General features: G+C 41.5%; 22 protein-coding genes and 1 pseudogene. 1 reads left to right on the top strand and 22 read right to left on the bottom strand.

Going from position 1 to position 20,313, the window contains the following annotated elements; genetic code table 11:
• Nucleotides 1-343 precede the first annotated feature (343 nt).
• On the top strand, nucleotides 344-1,927 hold the full coding sequence (locus AB5Z12_RS18850; protein WP_173772044.1) for a glucose-6-phosphate isomerase: 1,584 nt from the start codon (nucleotides 344-346) through the stop codon (nucleotides 1,925-1,927).
• Nucleotides 1,928-2,119: 192 nt separating this feature from the next.
• On the opposite strand, the gene AB5Z12_RS18855 is transcribed toward AB5Z12_RS18850, so the two are convergent.
• The 22 genes and pseudogenes from AB5Z12_RS18855 to AB5Z12_RS18960 all read right to left on the bottom strand — a co-directional run bounded on the left by AB5Z12_RS18855 (nucleotide 2,120) and on the right by AB5Z12_RS18960 (nucleotide 19,789).
• Nucleotides 2,120-2,494, bottom strand: a complete 375-nt coding sequence (locus AB5Z12_RS18855; protein ID WP_195380012.1) for a hypothetical protein — start codon at nucleotides 2,492-2,494, stop codon at nucleotides 2,120-2,122.
• Between the two features lie 274 nt (nucleotides 2,495-2,768).
• On the bottom strand, nucleotides 2,769-2,960 hold the full coding sequence (locus tag AB5Z12_RS18860) for a bacteriocin (RefSeq protein WP_118579498.1): 192 nt from the start codon (nucleotides 2,958-2,960) through the stop codon (nucleotides 2,769-2,771).
• A 27-nt stretch (nucleotides 2,961-2,987) separates the two neighbouring features.
• Complete coding sequence (locus AB5Z12_RS18865; RefSeq protein WP_302672197.1) at nucleotides 2,988-3,326, bottom strand: hypothetical protein; 339 nt, start codon at nucleotides 3,324-3,326, stop codon at nucleotides 2,988-2,990.
• Nucleotides 3,327-3,420: 94 nt separating this feature from the next.
• Nucleotides 3,421-4,485, bottom strand: coding sequence for a radical SAM protein (locus AB5Z12_RS18870; protein ID WP_173715920.1), 1,065 nt, complete (start codon nucleotides 4,483-4,485; stop codon nucleotides 3,421-3,423).
• Nucleotides 4,482-4,826, bottom strand: coding sequence for a hypothetical protein (locus tag AB5Z12_RS18875; RefSeq protein WP_173715919.1), 345 nt, complete (start codon nucleotides 4,824-4,826; stop codon nucleotides 4,482-4,484). The genes AB5Z12_RS18870 and AB5Z12_RS18875 overlap by 4 nt, the downstream gene beginning before the upstream one ends.
• Before the next feature lie 24 nt (nucleotides 4,827-4,850).
• On the bottom strand, nucleotides 4,851-7,037 hold the full coding sequence (locus AB5Z12_RS18880) for an NHLP bacteriocin export ABC transporter permease/ATPase subunit (protein WP_195380011.1): 2,187 nt from the start codon (nucleotides 7,035-7,037) through the stop codon (nucleotides 4,851-4,853).
• A gap of 12 nt (nucleotides 7,038-7,049) precedes the next feature.
• On the bottom strand, nucleotides 7,050-9,290 hold the full coding sequence (locus AB5Z12_RS18885; protein WP_368357227.1) for an NHLP family bacteriocin export ABC transporter peptidase/permease/ATPase subunit: 2,241 nt from the start codon (nucleotides 9,288-9,290) through the stop codon (nucleotides 7,050-7,052).
• A 10-nt stretch (nucleotides 9,291-9,300) separates the two neighbouring features.
• On the bottom strand, nucleotides 9,301-9,762 hold the full coding sequence (locus AB5Z12_RS18890) for a hypothetical protein (RefSeq protein ID WP_173774144.1): 462 nt from the start codon (nucleotides 9,760-9,762) through the stop codon (nucleotides 9,301-9,303).
• A gap of 119 nt (nucleotides 9,763-9,881) precedes the next feature.
• Nucleotides 9,882-10,172 (bottom strand): annotated as a pseudogene (locus AB5Z12_RS18895) (TrmH family RNA methyltransferase); the annotation flags it as partial.
• A 419-nt stretch (nucleotides 10,173-10,591) separates the two neighbouring features.
• Entirely contained in the window at nucleotides 10,592-11,050 is a 459-nt protein-coding gene (locus tag AB5Z12_RS18900; protein WP_272111254.1) for a hypothetical protein, read from the bottom strand.
• Nucleotides 11,034-12,086, bottom strand: coding sequence for a hypothetical protein (locus tag AB5Z12_RS18905; protein WP_227199046.1), 1,053 nt, complete (start codon nucleotides 12,084-12,086; stop codon nucleotides 11,034-11,036). The genes AB5Z12_RS18900 and AB5Z12_RS18905 overlap by 17 nt, the downstream gene beginning before the upstream one ends.
• 5 nt (nucleotides 12,087-12,091) lie before the next feature.
• Nucleotides 12,092-12,583: an RNA polymerase sigma factor gene (locus AB5Z12_RS18910; RefSeq protein ID WP_148461893.1), complete on the bottom strand. Its 492-nt coding sequence runs from the start codon at nucleotides 12,581-12,583 to the stop codon at nucleotides 12,092-12,094.
• Nucleotides 12,584-12,760: 177 nt separating this feature from the next.
• The gene (locus AB5Z12_RS18915) at nucleotides 12,761-13,063 is read right to left on the bottom strand and encodes a type II toxin-antitoxin system RelE/ParE family toxin (RefSeq protein WP_118579489.1); all 303 of its coding nucleotides are present in this window, start codon (nucleotides 13,061-13,063) and stop codon (nucleotides 12,761-12,763) included.
• Nucleotides 13,056-13,319, bottom strand: a complete 264-nt coding sequence (locus AB5Z12_RS18920; RefSeq protein ID WP_118579486.1) for a type II toxin-antitoxin system prevent-host-death family antitoxin — start codon at nucleotides 13,317-13,319, stop codon at nucleotides 13,056-13,058. The genes AB5Z12_RS18915 and AB5Z12_RS18920 overlap by 8 nt, the downstream gene beginning before the upstream one ends.
• 81 nt (nucleotides 13,320-13,400) lie before the next feature.
• A complete protein-coding gene (locus AB5Z12_RS18925; protein ID WP_195590280.1) occupies nucleotides 13,401-13,604 on the bottom strand; it encodes a hypothetical protein in 204 nt (67 codons plus the stop codon).
• A 78-nt stretch (nucleotides 13,605-13,682) separates the two neighbouring features.
• Nucleotides 13,683-14,612 carry a hypothetical protein gene (locus tag AB5Z12_RS18930; RefSeq protein ID WP_148461894.1) on the bottom strand — a complete coding sequence of 310 codons (930 nt, stop codon included), beginning with the start codon at nucleotides 14,610-14,612 and terminating at the stop codon, nucleotides 13,683-13,685.
• A gap of 94 nt (nucleotides 14,613-14,706) precedes the next feature.
• The gene (locus tag AB5Z12_RS18935; protein ID WP_148461895.1) at nucleotides 14,707-16,266 is read right to left on the bottom strand and encodes a HAMP domain-containing sensor histidine kinase; all 1,560 of its coding nucleotides are present in this window, start codon (nucleotides 16,264-16,266) and stop codon (nucleotides 14,707-14,709) included.
• The gene (locus AB5Z12_RS18940; RefSeq protein ID WP_148461896.1) at nucleotides 16,250-16,933 is read right to left on the bottom strand and encodes a response regulator transcription factor; all 684 of its coding nucleotides are present in this window, start codon (nucleotides 16,931-16,933) and stop codon (nucleotides 16,250-16,252) included. Before AB5Z12_RS18940 ends, AB5Z12_RS18935 begins: the two co-directional genes overlap by 17 nt.
• Nucleotides 16,934-17,050: 117 nt before the next feature.
• Nucleotides 17,051-17,401, bottom strand: coding sequence for a DUF6075 family protein (locus AB5Z12_RS18945; RefSeq protein WP_118579471.1), 351 nt, complete (start codon nucleotides 17,399-17,401; stop codon nucleotides 17,051-17,053).
• Nucleotides 17,402-17,950: 549 nt separating this feature from the next.
• Entirely contained in the window at nucleotides 17,951-19,207 is a 1,257-nt protein-coding gene (locus tag AB5Z12_RS18950; protein ID WP_173729248.1) for a site-specific integrase, read from the bottom strand.
• 64 nt (nucleotides 19,208-19,271) lie between these two features.
• Nucleotides 19,272-19,595, bottom strand: a complete 324-nt coding sequence (locus tag AB5Z12_RS18955; RefSeq protein WP_368368734.1) for a type II toxin-antitoxin system Phd/YefM family antitoxin — start codon at nucleotides 19,593-19,595, stop codon at nucleotides 19,272-19,274.
• Nucleotides 19,595-19,789: an excisionase gene (locus tag AB5Z12_RS18960; protein ID WP_118608528.1), complete on the bottom strand. Its 195-nt coding sequence runs from the start codon at nucleotides 19,787-19,789 to the stop codon at nucleotides 19,595-19,597. Before AB5Z12_RS18960 ends, AB5Z12_RS18955 begins: the two co-directional genes overlap by 1 nt.
• Nucleotides 19,790-20,313: the final 524 nt, after the last annotated feature.

Genomic DNA, 20,313 nt, shown 5'->3' on the forward strand with positions numbered 1-20,313 from the left:
TGATTTTGGCATGAAAAATACCTCCAAAGTAACAGATTTTTATATTTAATCTGTCTACTTTAGAGGTATCATATCATTTTCAGCTTCTGTCGGCTGTTTTTTTACTTCTATCCCCTCTTTTTCACCAGCTTTTATGTTCTTTTTTTCATATCAGCCCCATTCTTTCTTATATTAATGTTAATTTTTCAAGAATCTTCATCCTTGCATTGAAATTCTATAAATTTTTCAGTATAATGATTTCGATACGGGTCTCACAGTGAGACTCCTTTGAGAGCATAATCCGTTGCTGAACAAGCTTTGAACAGCAACTATAGTCTCAACCATTTAAAGGAGGAATTATATTATGGCAACATGGAAAAATCTTGACACACTTGATTCTTTTGGCAAACTGAAAGAGCTTAAGAATCACGTAGACATTGCGGCAGCTCTGTCTGGTGAAGAAGGTGGCAAGCGTGTAGCTGATTATAGTACACCAATGGCAGCTGGTCTTTCTTACAACTATGCAGCCAAAGAAGTAGACGAAACCGTTTTATCCGCACTTGCGAAACTGGCTGACGAGGCACAGCTGATCGACAAATTTCAGGAATTATATAATGGTGCAGTGATCAACACCGGAGAGAAACGTATGGTTCTTCATCACCTTGCACGTAAGCAGCTTGGTAACCCGGTTGTTGTAGATGGTGTAGACAAACGTGAATTCTACGTTGCCCAGCAGAAAAAAGCTGCTGATTTTGCAAATAAGGTTCATGCTGGTGAGATCACCAACGAAGCTGGTGAGAAATTCACCACAGTCGTTCAGATTGGTATCGGCGGAAGTGACCTTGGTCCCCGTGCTCTTTACATCGCACTGGAGAACTGGGCGAAGGCCAATAACACATTCAAGATGGAAGCGAAGTTCATCAGCAACGTTGACCCGGATGATGCAGCTGCAGTACTTGCTTCTGTAGACCTTGCACACTCCTTATTCATCGTTGTATCCAAATCCGGTACAACCCTTGAGACACTGACCAACGAAGCATTTGTAAAGGATGCCCTGACAAAAGCAGGTCTGAATCCTTCCAAACACATGCTTGCCGTTACAAGTGAGACTTCCCCTCTTGCAAAGAGTGAAGATTATCTTACCGCCATCTTCATGGATGACTACATCGGAGGCCGTTACTCTTCTGTTTCCGGCGTAGGCGGAGCAATCCTTTCCCTGGCATTCGGACCGGAAGTATTTGCTCAGCTCCTTGAAGGTGCTGCAGCTGAGGATCAGCTTGCAACAAACCGTGACCTTATGAAGAACCCAGATATGCTGGATGCCCTTATCGGTATCTATGAGAGAAATGTGCAGGGATATCCTTCCACAGCTGTTCTTCCATATTCACAGGCATTAAGCCGCTTCCCGGCACACCTTCAGCAGTGTGACATGGAGTCCAATGGTAAAACCGTAAACCGTTTCGGCGAGCCGGTTAACTACGTAACAGGTCCGGTTATCTTCGGAGAGCCAGGAACCAACGGTCAGCATTCCTTCTATCAGTTATTGCATCAGGGCTCTGACATTGTCCCGCTTCAGTTCATCGGCTTTAAGAACAGCCAGCTTGGCGTAGATGTTGACATTGAGAACAGCACCAGCCAGCAGAAGCTCTGCGCTAACGTGGCAGCTCAGATTGTTGCATTTGCCTGCGGTAAAGAGGATGAGAACCTGAACAAGAACTTTAAAGGTAAACGTCCGTCCAGCATTATCATTGGCCAGCAGCTTACACCAGCTTCCCTTGGTGCATTGCTTGCTCACTTTGAGAACAAGATCATGTTCCAGGGCTTTGTATGGAATCTGAACAGCTTCGACCAGGAGGGTGTTCAGCTTGGTAAAGTTCTTGCGAAACGTGTACTTGCACACAATACAGACGGTGCTCTTAAGGTATTCAGCGATCTTCTGAACATCTGATCTTTCAAACAGGATCTAAAGCGTGTCTAAAAAATTTACGGCAGCCCGGAAAGTACCGGGCTGCCGTTTTTTTTGCCACATACTATAAAAACAGACCGCAGAAATCCTGTATTTTCATAATCCTCTGCGATCTGATTTCCATATTGACTTGTCTTGCAAAGAACCTTTTTCAAACCATTAATATACTGACACTCAGGCAACCTGCACGCCCCAGATTTTCTTTGTTTCCAGGCCTCTGCCAGGCTTTCCTGTTACACAGATGCTCTTATTTCTCCAGTTTCCAACACCATTATCCGAGAAACAGATTCCAGCACCATCTGCAGTCTTTTTCACCTGAATCTTCATTTCCAGATTCCGTACCTTGCCATACATCAAACTGGTCTTTACAAGCTCATCCAGATCTTTTTCCAGCTGTGCTTTATCCATATACACGCTAATCTTTTCCTCCGCCAGCTCTGCTTCCAGCCATTCCTGACCTGGGGTAAAATATTTCTGTCTTATCTTTACAAATTCTTCTATAAAACTGTTAAGCTCTACTTTCTCATTTCTCTGTAATATCTTTCTCATAAAAAAAGCCCCCTTGCTTCAAAAGACGTTACTGTTCGCTTTCTTCGCAGCAACTCAAAAATGTCATTCTTTTTTCCTTTTATGAAAGATATTATAGCTGCCCATGTTAAATTCTGTGTATTGCCAATGTTAAACATATTTAAAATAATTATAACGATTGTAAAGAGCAATATTAAAGTATCTTTTTTATAAAAAATCCGCAGTCCGTTATCATCAATACGAACTGCGGATTTTTCACCAAAAGGCCGCGAGCCAGGGACTTTGGGGATGCGCTTTAAATTTTCCAGTACCCCGTACCACAAACAGCGCATTCAACCAGAGAACCGTCTTCTCTACTGAAAATTGTTTTCGCTTCTGTACTCCCACATTGTGGACAGCAGTTTCGCGCATTCTCCTCGCATCCTCCACCGGACACATTGTCCAACTCATCATCTGAAAGCTCTCTTTTTGTTATTTCGTCTTCCATCAAAAATATCCCTCCATCCAAAATCAATTAATTCTGTGTTTTGGTGGAAGTAGGATCCCAGTAGGTTGCACCGCAGCAGGCGCAGGTTACATAGGTGCAGCCATAAAGTGGCTCTCTGGAAGAAACCTCCGTACTTCCGCATTTCGGGCAGCTGTATCCTACGTCGCAGGAATCACCGCCTGTTACATTGTCCAGCTCATCATCTGAAAGTTCCTGGGTTACCGGGTGTAATCTGGCATACATTTCTTCTGCCTGTGCAGCATCAAGCTCCATGCCGTTTTCCTTCGCCAGTTTCTGAAGTTCTTCCACAGATCCGGTTCCCTTTGCAGCTTTTAAAACTTCCTTTGTCATTTTGTTCTCTGCCATAGTCAAGATTTACAGCCACCTTTTCCCCGGCAGGTCCACTCCATATGTATCTGCGGTCTGCATCATGCCTGAAAAAATGTGCTCTAAATTTCCATTAAATATCAATACCCGGATTATAAGCAATTTCCGTATAATTCTCATATTCCTGCAATGCACTGACAGTTTTCTCATAATATCCCTGTCCGAAAAACACACATTTGGAGGGATCTGCCCCCAGTTTGTCCCCGGTCAGCACAATTGCCAGTGCCCGGCATCCTCCCGCACAGTATTTGAAATACTTACAATTTCTGCATTTTCTGTCGTGCTCCCGGATTTTGTCCACAGTCGTACATACCTCACACAGATACTGGCTGGCACTTAGCAGATGCTTCAGAGATTCCTTTTTCACATTGCCAGGGATATCCCCATTCAGTTCGTAGGTGCCAGACAGCTGATGACAGGGAAATATATTTCCATTAGCAGCAACTGCCACCATGCCTCTGACCCCCTTGCATACTGGAAGCGAATCCCTGTATTCCTTTTCCCGGTACAAAACAGGAATCATCCCATAACTGCCAGATACAGGATACAGACGCAAAAACTGCCAGATGATCACATCCATTCTGCAGCCCGTTTTCATATATGCACTGGCAAATTCCAGCATTCTGTCATAATATTCCGTCAGTCCCAGAGCAGCATCACCTGCATTTTCCTTCCACCTTGGGGCCTCCGATGTGCGGATGATGCGCATTTTCCACACCCCAAGGCTGTCCATAAGCTTCGCTGTTTCCAGAAGCGTATCCAGATTGTGTCTGTGCACATTTGTCTGGATCATTACTGGAAAATCATTTGCCCTGCACAAACGGATGGCCCGGATTGCATCCTCCTCAGCTCCTTTTCGTCCACGAAGCCAGTCATGATGTCCGATTCCGTCAAAAGAGATCTTCATTAAAGGACGGATTCCTCTTTCCTTCATCTGGTCCAACACTCCCTGCCTGAGAAAATAGCCGTTGGTATTGATCTCTTCTACATACATTCCTCTTTCATAAATTCCCGTCAGGATGTCCATAAAATTCCTGTGAAGCATCGGCTCCCCGCCTGTGATGGTAAATGCATTTACCCCACATTCCCTCGCCTCATCCAGAAATTTTTCTGCTTCCTTCAGGAACCACTCGCTCATGGATGGGCATTGTCAGCTGCATTAAAGCAGTGAAGACAATTATAGTTACACTTCCCGGTTATCATCCAGTTTACTTTTGGAAAATACCGGTTCTCGCAATGTCTGTATTTCTGCCAGTCTGTCAGATTCTCTTCCCCTCTGCAGGGATGAATAAAGCCTCTGGCTGCCATAGTTTCCAATAAATCATCCGCCTCCTGCTCCCTTTTTCCGTCACAGGAACGCAAAAGCTCAAATTCTTCTTTTTTCAGCCCTTTGGCATATGGACTTCCCTTCCGGTAATATGCATAGGGAACCTGCTGCCAGGAGCGTAAGGCAATCCGGGAATCAAGTATATATCGCATAAAATATCCCCTTATCTCTTTTTATTACAGCGCATCCAGACGCTGCCGTTTTACCAGTTCTGCAAAAAAGCCGTTTTTCTCTAACAGTTCTTCATATTTTCCATCTTCAATGATTTTCCCTTTATCCAGCACAAGAATTCTGTCACACTGTTTAATAGTAGAAAGCCGATGGGCGATTACAATTCTGGTACACTTCAGACCATCCAGGGCTTCTGACACTTTTTTCTGGGTCAGATTGTCAAGGGCACTGGTGGCTTCATCAAGCATAAGCAGCCTGGGTTTTTGTGCAATAGCCCGGGCGATCATCAGTCTCTGCTTCTGTCCTCCGGAAATTCCGCCGAAGCCTTCAGAAATCATTGTATTCATTCCCATAGGCATTTTCCGGATATCCTCTGCAATACCCGCCAGTTCTGCTGCCTCCCAGGCATCCTTCTGTGTCAGCCATGGCGCCGAGATCACAATATTGGAATAAATATCCCCCTGAAAAAGCTTACCATTCTGCATGACTACGCCAATCTTCTGCCTGAGCGATTTCAGATCAATTTTATCAAGATTTTTTCCGTCATAATAAACGGCTCCCTTCATAGGTTTCTCAAATCCAAGGAGCAGACGCATAAGGGTGGACTTCCCGCAGCCAGTCTGGCCTACAATCGCCACATACTGTCCCGGGTGGATTTTCAAAGACAGGTCATCCAGTACAAGAGGCATGTTTTCGTTGTACCGGAACGATATATGATTCAGCTCGATCCCACCTGAAATCCCTGTAATCACCTGTTTTCCGCTGGAAACCTCGGGCACTGTCTCAAAAAGCGGCTTTACCATTTCCAGTGTAGGCCTTATCCTTGCTACTGTAAGAGCAATTCCTGCCAATGACAGAAAAGCTCCGGATACCATGCCGTATGCAGTATTAAAAGCATAGTAATCCGCTACGGAAACGCCAGACCGGATTGCTGCGTAATACATCACAATAGTACCCGCAAGAGAAATCCCTGTACTGATCACAGCATTTATTTTAATAAATACAGGAGGATTATATTTAAGTTTTGCTTCTTTGGCATATAAATCTCCCCATCTTGCAAAAGCCCTTTTCTCAGCCCCTGAAAGCTTTATTTTCTGGACACCAGTGATCATAGCGTATGTCATTCCATTTTCTTTTCCTGCAAGCTCCATCTGTCTTCTGGAAATTCCCATCTGTACCAGGGAAGAAATAACAGAAAACGCAACCGTCACCGCTACAATAGTCAGCGCCGGTGCCACAAGTGCCGGAGCAAACGCAAAAATCTGTGAGATATAGATAAGGGAAAAAACGGAAGTAATCCCTGTTGTAAATACGGTAGATACCAGCATATTGCAAAGTGAGTTGATCTGGCTGGCACGGCTGGACAACTCACCTGCGCTGTACTTTCTGAAAAAACCTGCCGGAAGGGACATTACCCTCATCATGGTTGCAGCCTCTACAGACAAGCTCAGCTTCGTTTCCACCCTGGCAGTTACCATCGCACTTACTGCCTCAAAAAGCAAGCTGCTTATTGCAGTGCACACCATAAAAACCGAAATTGCAAAAAACAGCTGCATGCTTCCAGAAGGCAGAACCTCCGAAAAAATAAGCTGGTTGATCTTCGGTGTCAGCATCCCCACAAAAGTCACTGCAAGTGCGGCAAGAACCATCATCCCGTAATCAGCCCCGGAAAGTGTCTCCATTATGTATTTCGCCAGAGAAAGGATTCCCATCTTTTTCATGGGAAAAGGTTTATAAAATGCAAGGGCCTCTTTTTCAAACAAATCTTCATTTCCATGGGTTATCTTTCTTCTTTTTCCAGCTTCAATGTCATAATAGCTGTAACCAGACACTTTTCCGGGAAGAAGAGCTACGATCTTTCCGGTTTCTTTCATAACGCCCAGCATGGCACCAATTGCATCCTTATACCAGCCTTTTTCCAGATAAACCGTGCGGCGCATGATTCCATAGGGGCGCATAAGGTATTCCAGCTGTTCATTCATATCCTCAATGGAATCCGGAACCTCCCTGCTTTTTACATGGTAAAATTTCAGGATCTCATCGATTTCATTCTTGGCAACAATACGGTCGTCATTCAGCGAGGCAAGCACCTTCTCCCCCATAACGGCACCTGCCATTTTCACAAAAGAATCTGCGAAAGCATCGTCATCGCTCTGCTTTCTAAGTTTTATCTGTTCGTCAAACCAGCCCAATGCTTCCGCCTCCTATTCATTTGATACCAGCATAGTGTACATTCCGCCGGCTCTCATAAGTTCTTCATGTGTTCCACGCTCCACGACTCTGCCTTCATCCAGCACAATGATCTCATCGCAGTCCCGGATGGTAGAAAGTCTGTGTGCGACCACAATACAGGCAACACCTCTGTCCTTTATAGATTTCACCACATTGTATTCTGTTTTTGCGTCAAGTGCACTGGTGGCTTCATCCAGAATAACAATGGTAGGATCCTGTGCCAGAACTCTGGCAATTTCCATTCTCTGGCGCTGTCCGCCTGAAAAATCCTTTCCACCTTCTGTCAGCCTGTACTGATAACCTCCCTCACGCATCATAATATCATCGTGAAGTTGTGCATCCCGTGCAGCCAGGATCATTTCAAAATCTTCGATGGAATTGTCCCACATTTTAATATTGTTCGCTATAGTGTCCTCAAACAAGATAATGTCCTGATCTACCACAGCCAGGGAACCGGTAAACACATTCCGGTCTATCTCTGATATCTTTTTACCGTCAAAAAGGATCTCACCGCTCCATGGGGCATACAGCCCTGATATCAGTTTGGATAAAGTGGATTTGCCGCAGCCGGAAGGTCCAACGAAAGCGACTCTGCTGCCTGGCTTCAAAGACAGATTGAAATCCCTTATCAGCGGCTGGGCAAGCCTGGAGTAGCCGAATGTGACATTTTTCAGTTCAATGTGACCGGATAATTTTCTGTACTCCTCTTCCTGACTGGATTCTGTTTGCAACAGGCTTTCCGAATGATTTTTCAAACAGGCTTCAGGCTCTTTTCCATCTGCTTTCCTCCATATAACATCTTCCGGATAATTCATAACATCCTCAACACGCTCCATATCCGTGCGCATTTCCTGTAAAGTCTGACCTGCTGCGATGAGACTGGATGCCGGAGCCATAAACGAATTCAGAAAGCCTTGAAATGCCAGGATCATACCCACAGTAAACCTTCCCTGCATTGCAAAAAACACTCCTGTCATCAGAACTGCTGTGTTGCACAGAGTACTGATAAGCCCGGGAAGAAGTCCCAGCACACTGTTCAGTTTCCGGAATTTTACTGCTCCTGTATTGGCTCCGGCCTGATAACCTGCCCATTTTTCAAAAAAACCATTTTCTGCGCCGGTAGCCTTAATGGTTTCAATCATCTCAATACCAGCCACAGCTGCTCCTGCAAGTTTGCCTGCATTTTTCATCTGGACACGGGCAATGTTTACCCTTTTTTTCGATATTATGTTAGAAAGAAGCAGATTCAGAAATACAGAGGTTACCCCCATCAGCGTAAGAACAGGACTGTACCTTATCATAACCACTAGATAAAAAATCATCATCAGCGAATTCAAAACCAGCGGCGCAAACGTATTCACCAGCCCTTCTGCAATAGAAGCATTGGTATTCTTGCGTACCTGAATATCCCCTGCCATGCGCTGTGAAAAAAATTCTACAGGCATTCTCAGTATTTTCCACATAAAGGTGGCATTTCCAACCATATCCAGCTTTCCATTGATTTTCAGGGAATATACCTGCTGAATCCACATAACGGTCAGCTGTACCACTCCCATGAGAATCATTCCTATGAGAAAAGGAAATACCCAGTCCGGATTCTCTCCGGTCAGCAGCCGATCCATAAAAATACGGGAAAAAGCAGGATTTATAATGCCGATCAAGGAAGAGATCAATGTAGTAAGGACAACAAACGCAATCGCTGTGCCTGTGCCTTTTAAGCGTTTTTTCGCATAACGAAGTACCGAGGCTGGCTTTCCCCCTGGCTCAAAATTCTCAGAAGGCTCAAACTGCAGACTGATTCCGGTAAAAGCTTCGTCAAAGGCCTCCATTGAAACTGCATAGGTTCCTTTGGCAGGATCATTTATAACAGCTTTATTTCCTCGAAAGCCGTCCAGTACCACGAAATGATTAAAATTCCAGTGGATGATACAGGGAAAACGGCCTGTTTTCTTCAGATCTTCCGGTTCATAGCGGTATCCTTTGGCTGTAAGCCCATAGCTTCTTGCAGCTTTCAGTACGTTTTTTGCACTGGAACCGTCACGGGATACGCCGCAGTCGAAGCGAACCTGCTCCAGCGGGATCCATTTCCCATAGTAGGCGAGTATCATGGCAAGACTTGCTGCACCGCATTCCAGAGCCTCCATCTGCATGACTACAGGAACCTTCGCCACCCCTTTTGTGATCGGCTGTTTTACTTTTTTCTCAGCACTCATTATGGTCACCTCAATTTATTACAAATGACATAGGTGACACCCGGTTCGTAACAAGCTCTACCTTGTAGATTCCGTCTGCCAGCCCTGTATGGATGGTTGCCGTGTATACGCTTTCATCCACTGCAAAAGCAGCACTTTCCAACTGCCCCTCTTTTAGCTTCACAGGAGTTTCGGATATCTCCGCAATTTCATATTCTTTCCCATCTATGTACGCCGGAGTTCCTTTTTTGACATTCCGGATATCTGTTTCTTTTATATAACATGTGATTTGTCCTGCTTTTGCAGTTCCCACAGTCTCTGTTTTTGTATCAAGATGACCGAATATCCCCCACACGCACACCCCGGCCAGCAGTATGATGACAGCCGCCAGAATCATCCATATGCCCGGGTTTGCCACCCGGATATAATCGTTCAGCTGCTCCGGGGAGGAAATCCGGTCCAGACTTTTTTTCCGAAATATCTGATCACTCATAACCTGCAGCCTCCTTTTTGCTTATAGTTATTATCTTTCATTTGTCTTGCGTCCCCGCTTTAACTCTATCCTGCATCTCTGTTTTAACTCTATCCTGAAAGCGATTTCTATATACACAATTATTTCCGTCTGTTAATATACCCAAGTTTCCAGAATGCCACTGCACTTGCGGCAGCCACATTTAAGGAATCCACACCGTGAGACATGGGAATTTTCACTGTATAATCGCAATCTGCAATCGTCTGTGAGGAAAGCCCGTCTCCCTCTGTTCCGAGAACAATAGCCAGCTTCTCTTCTGCTTGAAGTGTCTGGTTGTCAATTCCCACAGAGTCATCACGCAATGCCATGGCAGCTGTTTTAAACCCCATATTTTTCAGCAGCTGCATTCCCTCTCCGGGCCAGGCAGTTTTTTTCAAAAGTGTTCTGCATTTTAAATCCATTTTCCACTTCCGTTTTCGTTATTTATTCTACTTGTAATTGTAAGAGAATATGGATGAAAATGCAATATATTTGTCCTCAACAGGCAGATTTTTAGAAAAATACAAAAAAAGCCCCGAAAACCTTATAATCACTGTGAAACGTAGTGTTTATAAGGCTTTCAGGGCCTTTAAATACTTAAATTCAAACTTATTAAAATAATAGAATGAAAACTTAAGTTAATGGATTATTTACCCATCTGCTTTGCGAAGTATTTGTGAACAGGCTTTATTTATATGGATTTGCGCGGTTCTGCCCATAAAGCTTACGCAAATTTGACGCAACTTACTGAATAAACTGGGGGTTCTGAACTTATTCTAATTCGGAATGGATCCGGCTCTTTTTTTCATACCTACCAGCCAAACGCATCACGAATCAGTGCCCCCGTTTCCCCGTCTATGTAAAACAGTTCCTGTTCGTCCGGGGAATCTTTCCACTGGTAAGGGCAGCGAAAGCTCCAGACAGGTCTGTATGTGATTCCGTCTGCGGTTTCATCAATATAGTATTCCAAACATATTTTTGTAACTGGAATCGTGGTGGATTCTGTTTCCTCCGCAGTGTCCTGTTCCGTGAAGAGACCAATTTTGCCTTCTTTTACATATTGTTCCACTGACTTCATAATTTCTTCCATTGGAAGCATAGTAACTGTTTCTTCCACTTTCAACTGAAGCGGAATCGGTATGTTGAAATAACAGTCTTCAGGCGCAGGGCCAAAGCCTGCAGTTTCCAGATAACCATGCTGAGAAAGCCCGCCCACCGGGATCCCATTCAACAGAATCTCTGTATCGTAATAATCATATCCCTCCGTCATGTTGCTGATTGATTTTCTTACATACTGCTGTTTCCGGATCATATTTCTCATTCGCTCCCGTAGCATCTGAAGGATTTTCTGAGTCTGTTGTTTCCTGTGTACTCTCTTCCGTAGAATCCGAAATGGGTTCTACACCAGTATCTTCCGCCTGCATCTTTCCTTCTTTTCTGTATTTTTCTATAATATCCCGTACTTCATCATTTAACGGAAGGGTTACTGTAAGGGTCTGCGGCGTATATCCTCTGTAAGCATCCTCCGCAGGCAGTGCATAAGCCAGCATTCCTTCTGAATCTGTAAAAGAACCAGTTTTAAAAATCTTTCTGAAAGCTTCATCATCTTTCCAGGTGTAATAGATCCTGCCGTTATAATCCGGATATGCCTGAATGGTCATGGAAACCTCTACCTGGGAATCTTCATTTAATATTTTCTCTGTCAAAGCATCATCATACAGGGTAATATGTCCATAATAGAGATCTTCCCCGTCTATCTTATTCAAAGTTGCAAGTGCATCTTCTCCATTCACTGTCGCATGGTCACGGCAGCTGAGCGTATAATTCTCCACCGCCCCGGAAGGATCTCCAAGAAAGCTGAAACCGCTGCCATCAAAATACGCTTCTGTAACAGACAGCATAGACTGGTTCCAATCCCTCTCCTTTGGCGTTATATGATAAGAAGTCACATCTTCCACATTTTCTGCAGTTGAATCAGGTTCTGTGACAACCATTTGAACAGCTTCCTGTTCTGTAACCCCCTGCTGCTCCAGTTCTTTGTGAAGCCATCCAAGTTTTGTTGCAAGTACGCCGGTGCTGACGCCTAATACAGCAGCCACAGGAAGAAGAATCCGGATTATTTTTTTCTTATTCCCTGAATTTTTTGATCTTCCTTTATCTGATTTTACAATTAGATTCTTCGTGCTGCTCATTCTCTCATCTGGAGAATCCAAAATTCCCTTCAGAACATCTTCCATAGCTTTATCAATATTGTCCGGTATCACAGTTTCTTCTTTTAAAATTTTTCTGATTTCTTTTTCATCCATAGTCTTCACCTCCTGATCACCTTTTTTAATTTTGCTCTTGCCCGGGAAAGTTTGGTTGATACGGTGTTGCTGTTCATTTCAAGAAGATTACCAATTTCCTTTACAGAAAATTCATCAAAATAATAGAGTTCCACGATTTTCCGGCTTTCTTCATCCAGACATAAAAGCAATTGTTTCCATTCGCAAAGGTCCAGATCTTCACAATGTACACCTTCTGAGAAATTATCCAGTTCCGTGTCATGGTTCTTTTGACGGAGAATGTCTTTGCATTCATTTATCAGAATCCGCATCAGCCAGGTTTTAAAATATTTCACTTCCCTTAATCCCTGTATCTTTTCATAACAGGACAGGATCGTATTTTGCAGTGCATCTGCAATGTCCTGTTCGTTCCGAAGATAAACCCAGGCAGCTTTATACATGCTCTGCTTATTTATCCGGATCAGCTGAACGAACGCTTCTTTATCTCCATTTTTAGCAGCTGTTACCAAAGCCTCCATTTTATTCCCCCTTTTTGTTTTTATAACTATTAGACTTAAAATATGGGAATTTGCTTTCAAAAATTTTTTATTTTTACAAAACAAGACACAGGCAATCGAAACTTGACTGTCTGTGTCCTTTTTATATCTGACTATCATTCTTAAATGTTATTTTGTACAGCAGTTCAACCCTTTCGTTTACATCTGCCTTCCCTGATATTGCACTGTCAATACAAATACTTTTTTCTTGTTTTCATCAACTTTAAAAATAGCAATATAATTGTCAATGATCAGCTGTTTATATTCTTTTCCGGCATAGCGGCCTACCAGACGGTCCTGGTGCGATTTTGGAAACAGTTCCAGCTTTTTTATTGCCTGCCAAATCCGATCCGTCTGTTCTTTTGCAGTTTCAGGTGACAATCTTTCAAGTGCAATATAAGCATAAATATCATGAATATCCCGGTACGCTCTTGGATACAGCATTACCTCATATTTATCCATAATATTTCTTGTTGAGCTGTTCCATTGCACTTTCTAATGAAATCGGCTCTGCTCCTTCTGTTACTTCCTGTTCTGCTTCATAAATTGCCTGATCAATCTTGTTTGTCTGGGCAAAACGTTCATACAGCTCTGAACTCATTACAACTAAGTCACTATATCCATTTTTCGTAATAAATATTGGTTCCTGCTTTTTATGTGCCAGTTCCGATATTTCACTGGTTTTTCTTAAATCTCTAATCGGCATAATTGTTGGCATAATGAACACCTCTCTTTCTTGTGCTATAATTGTATCATAATTATGAGTCGGTGTAAATTCTTATTCTAGAATTTTTGAAAATTATGTATGAACTTCCAGAAATTTTCCGCCTAAAACTCGCACCACAGCCGCAGCTGTGGTGCATTCTTGTCTATTATTTTTTATAACCTTACGACAACTAAAATCTATTCTTAGATCTCGAAATTTTAATTTTTCCGTTTTAGTATTCTGAATCTGAAAAGACTTTACACCTATGCCTAAACATGACACAATCCAGTCAATCATGTTCTCTTCATGATCCTCAAATGTCAAAATCAACATTTTCCCAATATGCTTCACCTTGCAAACGTTTATATCTAATTTCTAATTCAAATGCGCTATACGTGCCATAACTTCTTCCATTGTAATCTGTCTCACAGTTTTAATCCTGCCATCATCTTCCCGTTTCACTATCAGATATATCTTATTATCTTTTGCCTCCTTGCTTCCATTCTGGTAAAAACTTCCATCCTCGTCCATTAGTAAATGAACTTCTTTTCCATGCCACATCCAGCTACCTGTCGCAGAATCGAGGTCTATGCTATTCTGCTTATATTCCTGAATCTTTATTTCTGAATTAAGATTATCTCCTACTACACAGGTACCCTCTGCTGTTTCCACTGCATTTTCAACTGTATCCTTCTGTTCCGCATAATTTGACACCACATCTTCTGTCACTACTGCTGTTTCCGTCGCTGACCCATCATTGGCTTCCGTTACTGTTTCCTCATCGTAAGCAAACATATGAATACTACTTCCCGTTTCTGTATCCACAGCTTCTTGTACATAAGATGATTCTTTTCCAGCCGCTGCTTCCAACGCTTCCATTTCCTTTGTCCGCTGGTCATATTCTTCCTGTGTAGCAATCCGAACGCCCGTTAATCTGTAATCGTCTTCCCTTACCGTATAGACATCAATTTCACCTTCCGGCATCTGGATCGACTTATAAGTATCCTCAAGCTGTCGGTCAATCAGCCATCTTACGGTTTTCCCCTGATAATACAGTGTATCACTGTCTGCATCATAAGTAACACCGTAGCATTCAAGATAAGCAAGTTCATTACGCATTTCTTCCTTATGCCAGTCGGATAATTTTTCCTTTTCTTCCTCTGTCAGATTGGAAGATGAAGAATCTTCGGAGATAAATACCTTTCCTCCCATATCATATCCGTAAGTCATTGCCTGCACACTGTAGCCGCATACTGCCACAGATAAGGTAGTTCCCATTAATAAAGCTGCAATTTTTCTTTTCATTGTACATCCAACTCCTTTACATTTTTTATTATGTCCATACCATACCATTGAATTTTGTAATGTAATTGGAGTTTATATGTGATTCGTGTGTGATTTATAGAGAAAAGGAAAAACAAACCCCATCACATGTATTACCCATACGATAGCTTGCTCCATGCTGGTCCAAGATCATTTTTACAATATAAAGACCCAATCCGCTTCCACCGGTCTGGCGGTTACGGGACTGTTCCACACGATAAAATGCTTCAAACAAATGGACTAATGCTTCTTCCGGAATAAACACCCCGGTATTTTCAATCTGGCAATATACCGTCTCGGTATCTGTTCCCGGTTTCAGCAAAACTCTGATATGATTTCCTTTTTCTTCCGGCGTATAACGGATGGCATTAAGCAGAAGGTTAGAAAAAACTTTGTCCATCATCACCGGATTCACATCTGCATACAAATGTTCTGGGATCTCCACTTGCAGTTCCAGTTTTTTATTTTCTATCAGTTCAGCCATATCAGCAATCTGCAAGCGGAGCTGTTCTGCTATATCGGTCTTTTGTGTAATAAATTTGTTATTCTCGATCCGTGAAACAGTCAGAAGTTCCTTTACCATGTCTTCCATTTTTTCTGTGGTTTCCAGTGACCGCTGCAAATAGTAATTTCTGTCCCTGTATTCCCCTACTCCCTGCAGCATTCCGGACAAGTGCCCTTTCAATATTGTAATCGGTGTTTTCAGTTCATGGGACACTGCTGAAAAAAATGCAATTCTCTTTTTCTCTATCTTGCGTTCCATTTCGATATCTGACTTAAGCTTTTCATTTGCACTCTTCAGTTCTTCCAATGCTCGTGAGAGGTTTTTGGAAAGCTCATTCAAGCTTTCCCCTAATACTCCTACTTCATCTGTTCTTTTCCCCTGATAGGAACTGTCAAAATCAAGCGCAGCCATATTTTGAGCCAGTTGACTTAACCTAACGATTGGAAATGTCAAATAAAGGGATGCCCCCAGTGCAAACAATATGGAAACTACAATAGCGATTCCAAGGATATACGGCAGTATCTGATATAATATTTCAAGAGCCTGATTGACGGGCTGCATTCCCCCAGAAACAATCATTGTATATGTTTCTCCACCCACTTTAACGCTGTACCGTTTCACTGCTGAATTATCTCCGACTTCTGCAATTCCATCAGCCTGTTGGACGACATCCTCTGTTACGACGTCCGCCTGGCCGATTACTCCCTCTTCATAGGCCGCATTTTCTTCCTGTACGATAGTGGTTTGCTCTGCGCTATTTTCGTGTGTCAATATCATATCACCCATATAACCCTGCTCTACCACACCATTATCCAATACATCTTCTGTCACGGCTGTACTCTCAGCCGGCCATATCCTATTTCCCTGTTCATCCAAAATCACGACTGAAACTTTCGAACCTGCTTCAAACAATTCAATGGCATAAGAAGCTTCATTAATCGTTTCATAAGAATGAATGGTTTCAATCATTTCCTGTGAAACCGAATCAATATCCTTCTGTAGCTGTTTACTATAATAGGTTGGAAGGAATCCTACAATTACCGCATATGTAATTCCACTGGATACTGCCAGTACTACAGCAATCAGTGTGCAAATTTTTATGGTCAGACTGTTTTTAATTCTCTTTATCAATCCGGTATCCCACCCCTCTTATTGTACTAATCAGATTTACTCCCAGCTTTTTGCGGATATTCTTAATATGTGTATCCACAATTCGCTCTTCCCCATAATAATCTTCTCCCCATACCATATTTAGAAGTTTCTGGCGTGTCAAAACGATTCCTTTGTTAATCAGCAGAACATATAGCATTTCAAATTCTTTCTGTGTTAATTCAACCTCTATCTGTTCTCCCTTTTCTGCTTTACAAATATAAACATGATGCCCCTTCACATCCACGCTTAACGTTTTATAAGAAATCACCTGCAATTCATCTTCTCTTTGTGTCCTTCTCAAGATTGCTGCAATTTTTCTCAATAAAATGGGTATAGAAAACGGCTTGGTGACATAATCATCTGCATTCATATCAAAGCCTTTGATCTGATACGCTTCTTCATCTAATGCCGTAAGCATGATAATTGGTACATTCGATTCTCTACGGATTAATTCACATACTCCAAAACCGTCTATCTTTGGCATCATAACATCCAACAGCACAAGATCAAACTCGCCATTGTGAAATTTTGTAATCCCATCCACACCATCATACGCCAGTGTAACTGCATATCCTTGATCTATCAAATAGTTTTCTAATATTTTCTGAATGTCATCCTCATCTTCAACAACCAATATTCGATACATAAAATCACTCCCCACAATTTCTTTTTAATATTTCCTGTAATTATACATTAGATATATGGAGTTACGATGGAGTTAATAAAAAATATAGAATTATTTTCACACATAAAATCTATATCATTATAATAAAACCATTTTCTTTTCATGGCAATGCGTTTTAATCATTCCGATGTTACAACATAATTGGCTAAGTAATCGGAACACTACTCCAAGATTGATAGTGGTAGTGGTCTTTCCTCCACCTTCCTGCAGACATTCTGGCTTCACACTGCCATTTTTAAAATCATAAATTTTGTTAACGTGTTTTCGTGTATCTCTGTCAATTCCAAGACAATATACCAATGCTTCATGATATACGTCTTTCCATCTGCATTTAGGCAGATATTCCAAATAGAATTCCTTATGTTCTTTGCTCATAAAAGTTATTGTGCGAGCATCCTCGCCAGCTGCGCCTATCGCTGTACTTGCCATATTGATTTCCTCCTTATGCAATTAGTTTTTAAGTTTATAATTTGATTTTTGAAAATTATGGCGATCTGATGAAACCGCTGATAATTTGAGTAACTTCGCTGAAGATTGCAAGCCTTTGCTTTTACTCAGTTTTTCCTTACTCAATACTCAATTTTAGAAGATTCTTAGTGATTTCCAGCGATGCTTGGCGGTATTTAGGATTTTTTTAGAAAAATATAGAAAAAAACCCCGAAAACCTTATAATCACTGTGAAACGTAGTGTTTATAAGGCTTTCAGGGCCTTTAAATACTCAAATTCAGACTTATTAAAAAATAGAATGAAAACTTAAGTTAATGGATTATTTACCCATCTGCGATGCGATATTTTCGACTTACATACCAGCCTGCTATGCAAAGTTTTAAGTCTTACATTCCTACCTGCTATGCGAATAATCCAGTTAAAATCAGCATTTTCCGCTATGCGGATCTTTCAGTTTTATATTACTTTAACAATCAGTCTAATAACGTTTCAACAATCTCATTACGTAACTAATTGAGTAATTCTATTGCCTACATAATACCAAGAAGCTCGTCCTGCACAACTCTTTGTGCTGCTTTCGTATTATCCAGAAAGTCCCCCAAACGTTCTGCTTCTTTTAGTTTTATATCGTCCAATACATGTGTATACGACACCGTTGTATTATAATTTGAGTGTCCCATGATCTCCTGTACTGTCCGAGGGGTCATTCCTTTTTCAAAACATCTTGTTGCAAAAGTATGTCTCAAAGCATGTGGATGGACTCTTTCAAATTTCTTAGGAATTGTTCCCGAATATTCCGCTTCTATTCGAAGTGTCTCATTTATCTGTTTTGTAATGTTTCTCATATCATTTTCAATCGTATAACGACCTATTGGAGTTCCTAATGATGTAGTAAATATCAGATCGTCCATATCTTTGGGCTGTTTCCATTTCTTTCCCATGTCAGCTCGCTTGGCTTTCTGTTTTTCAAACTGCCTCATTAGTATATCTTTTGTCTCTCCAAAAAAAGGAATTTTTCTGACAGAATTTTCTGTCTTGGGTGATGTAAAAAAAATAGTTTTCACGCCATCCTCATATTGATATGACAGAGATCTTTTTATACTGATAAATCGATTCGTAAAATCAATATCTCCCCACTGAAGTCCACCAACCTCTCCGATACGCATTCCTGTAAGCAACATCAGCTTATACATTTCTTCATACCAGCTTTTTGTTCTTTCCAAATGTTCTATAAAAATTTCCTGTTCTTCTACTGTCAGTACTCTTCTTTCAACTTTATCACACTTTGGAATAACAACTCCTACAGTCGGATTGATAGAAGTTAAACCATTCGCCATAGCTGCCTCAATACAGTTCTGTAAAATACCAGTCGCTTCTCTGACCGATTTCGATGATCTCCCAGCTTCGAGCATATCAGCAATCGCTGTCTGAACATGTAATTGCCGAATATCTTTCAGATTTTTTGATCCAATTCTCACACCATAATAGTTTACAAATTTACGCCTATACTGAGCTGATCCTCCATTTTTCAATGTCGGAGCCTTATATTTTTCGTACCATTCCTCAAACCATTCATTTAATGTAAGAGTATCAGTTTCATAGCCTAACCATATTGAACCTTTTCTGGCTTCTTCCACTGCTTCAGCAAATTCTTTTTTAAGAGTCCTCAATTTCCAACCATATAATAAAACGCTTTTTCCTGCAACCTGCGCTCTCGCCATATAACGTCCATCAGGTCTCTGTGTTAAACCTCTGCCAAGTTCTTTTCCTTTTAAGTCTTTTCCCATAATTTTCACCTTCATAATTGTTGCTTGCAATTTCAAAAGTAAAAACTATCGGCGGTCTATCAGATCACTCGGAAATGGGATGCTCTTTTTCTTCTGTCCTATCAGAATACTTGCCTTTTTTAAATTTCACATTTCCATAAAAGTCACTCATACCAGAGTTTTTTTCAAAAGTTTCCAAACTCATGATTACCATGTCTCCATAGCCATTTTTCGTTATAAAAACTGGTTCTTCTGACTCATGGCACATTTCTGACATTCTATTCGTATCTCTTAGTTCTCTAATAGGAATTATTCTGGGCATCTTTTCATCTCCTTTCTTCCATATTGTAGCATAATTGTGCTTCAACATCAAGTGTCTATTACCGCCTTTTTTACTTTTGTTGAACATTACATTTTCAATTGAAACTTAGCACTTTTCTTCAATTCAGCATCTAAAAGTTCCTTATGAATCAACACTCGTCGTCCGACCCGAACTACATACTTACAACTAGGATTAGAAAGCAGTTCTCTCGCTTTCGTTTTTCCAATTCCCATATATGTACAGAATTCCTCTACAGACAACAAAGTCTTTTCAAGTTCCAAATTGTCACCCCCTCTTTTTATGCCCGCTGATAAAAAAACACTTCATAGTTAAAATGTTCTTTTATCAACAGGCACTTTATCAAAAACCTGCAGGCAGCCACCAGGTATGACCTCATTGGATTTACACCATCTTTTCAGACCGAATCTTTATCGGAAGTATCATTATCAAAAACAGTTTCCTCGCTACAAAGTTCCTAAGCTCTGTTGGTAGCAATATATTTCTCGCTCGTACCTTTCCTTCAATGCCAAAATCAGCACTTCCTCAGTTTTCACTTCTGTACTTCTCGACAATTTGTCGGGAAGTTAAAAAGCAGATAGTCTCCGCGTATTTGCTACATAGCTCCACTATTTCACACGTTCCTGCAAGTTAACTATATGTAATTTTCAAGGTACAGTTACACTGCCCACGGATTTCTAAAGGGGAGCAGAAATCTTTAGCAGTTAATATAAATACTCCCTTTACTGATTACTTTTCCTTACATATGATTTCGTATCAAATCCCAAGGTCTTAGTAATCAGTTTTG

Origin of the sequence: Ruminococcus sp. RTP21358st1_G6_RTP21358_211008 (genome assembly GCF_040908885.1) — a bacterium.
Taxonomy (GTDB): Bacteria; Bacillota; Clostridia; order Lachnospirales; family Lachnospiraceae; genus Blautia_A; species Blautia_A faecis.

Coding starts and splice junctions, on each gene's coding strand:
- AB5Z12_RS18955 (WP_368368734.1), bottom strand. CDS start 19,595: ATGTTCAACAAAAGTAAAAAAGGCGGTAATAGACACTTGATGTTGAAG.
- AB5Z12_RS18925 (WP_195590280.1), bottom strand. CDS start 13,604: ATGATTGACTGGATTGTGTCATGTTTAGGCATAGGTGTAAAGTCTTTT.
- AB5Z12_RS18940 (WP_148461896.1), bottom strand. CDS start 16,933: ATGTATCGAATATTGGTTGTTGAAGATGAGGATGACATTCAGAAAATA.
- AB5Z12_RS18905 (WP_227199046.1), bottom strand. CDS start 12,086: ATGGATGAAAAAGAAATCAGAAAAATTTTAAAAGAAGAAACTGTGATA.
- AB5Z12_RS18930 (WP_148461894.1), bottom strand. CDS start 14,612: ATGAAAAGAAAAATTGCAGCTTTATTAATGGGAACTACCTTATCTGTG.
- AB5Z12_RS18855 (WP_195380012.1), bottom strand. CDS start 2,494: ATGAGAAAGATATTACAGAGAAATGAGAAAGTAGAGCTTAACAGTTTT.
- AB5Z12_RS18920 (WP_118579486.1), bottom strand. CDS start 13,319: ATGCCAACAATTATGCCGATTAGAGATTTAAGAAAAACCAGTGAAATA.
- AB5Z12_RS18860 (WP_118579498.1), bottom strand. CDS start 2,960: ATGGAAGACGAAATAACAAAAAGAGAGCTTTCAGATGATGAGTTGGAC.
- AB5Z12_RS18870 (WP_173715920.1), bottom strand. CDS start 4,485: ATGAGCGAGTGGTTCCTGAAGGAAGCAGAAAAATTTCTGGATGAGGCG.
- AB5Z12_RS18910 (WP_148461893.1), bottom strand. CDS start 12,583: ATGGAGGCTTTGGTAACAGCTGCTAAAAATGGAGATAAAGAAGCGTTC.
- AB5Z12_RS18875 (WP_173715919.1), bottom strand. CDS start 4,826: ATGCGATATATACTTGATTCCCGGATTGCCTTACGCTCCTGGCAGCAG.
- AB5Z12_RS18865 (WP_302672197.1), bottom strand. CDS start 3,326: ATGGCAGAGAACAAAATGACAAAGGAAGTTTTAAAAGCTGCAAAGGGA.
- AB5Z12_RS18885 (WP_368357227.1), bottom strand. CDS start 9,290: ATGAGTGCTGAGAAAAAAGTAAAACAGCCGATCACAAAAGGGGTGGCG.
- AB5Z12_RS18915 (WP_118579489.1), bottom strand. CDS start 13,063: ATGGATAAATATGAGGTAATGCTGTATCCAAGAGCGTACCGGGATATT.
- AB5Z12_RS18900 (WP_272111254.1), bottom strand. CDS start 11,050: ATGACGGAGGGATATGATTATTACGATACAGAGATTCTGTTGAATGGG.
- AB5Z12_RS18850 (WP_173772044.1), top strand. CDS start 344: ATGGCAACATGGAAAAATCTTGACACACTTGATTCTTTTGGCAAACTG.
- AB5Z12_RS18950 (WP_173729248.1), bottom strand. CDS start 19,207: ATGGGAAAAGACTTAAAAGGAAAAGAACTTGGCAGAGGTTTAACACAG.
- AB5Z12_RS18890 (WP_173774144.1), bottom strand. CDS start 9,762: ATGAGTGATCAGATATTTCGGAAAAAAAGTCTGGACCGGATTTCCTCC.
- AB5Z12_RS18945 (WP_118579471.1), bottom strand. CDS start 17,401: ATGGCAAGTACAGCGATAGGCGCAGCTGGCGAGGATGCTCGCACAATA.